We start from the raw sequence: 510 nt of genomic DNA on the forward strand, positions 1-510 counted from the left end.
GGCCCGCATCACGACGATGAGGTACTTGAGGCAGACGATGACGATCAGCGACCAGATCACCGCGCTCAGAACGCCGAGCACGGTGGAACGGGTCGGACTGAGCGCATGCTCGCCGTGAAAGCACTCGCGCAAGGCATAGAGCGGGCTCGTGCCGATGTCCCCATAGACGATTCCCAAGGCACCGAGCGCCAGTCCGAGACCCCGGCGTGGCGATGATTCGCTACTCATCCAGTCAGTGGTGCAGGTCGCCTCCGATTCTCAATCCCCCACCGGCAATGGAGATTCCGTCCGGGCCCGCCAGGCGGACTCCCGGAAGTTCAACAAGGCCAGTCATTTCCGCTTTCCGACGCCGACGAGGTTAGCTGCCGGGCTGGGTCCGGAAAGTGACCCCGGCGGCCATGACCGCCGTTCGCCCCTGGCCCGGCTTTCGCCGGTACCCGTGGTTCCCCCGCGGCGGGACATGAACGGATCTCCCCGCCTTAGGCGCCTGCACACGGAACGCGTAGTGCC

The 510-nt window shown here is 65.7% G+C and carries 1 protein-coding gene; it reads right to left on the reverse strand.

The features are described from left to right. Window positions 1–228: KUP/HAK/KT family potassium transporter (locus L6Q96_23685; protein MCK6557547.1), on the reverse strand; the 228-nt coding region annotated here is incomplete at its 3' end. Between the last annotated feature and the right edge of the window lie 282 nt (window positions 229–510).

The sequence above is a fragment of the Candidatus Binatia bacterium genome, assembly GCA_023150935.1.
Lineage (GTDB): Bacteria > Desulfobacterota > Binatia > HRBIN30 > HRBIN30 > JAKLJW01.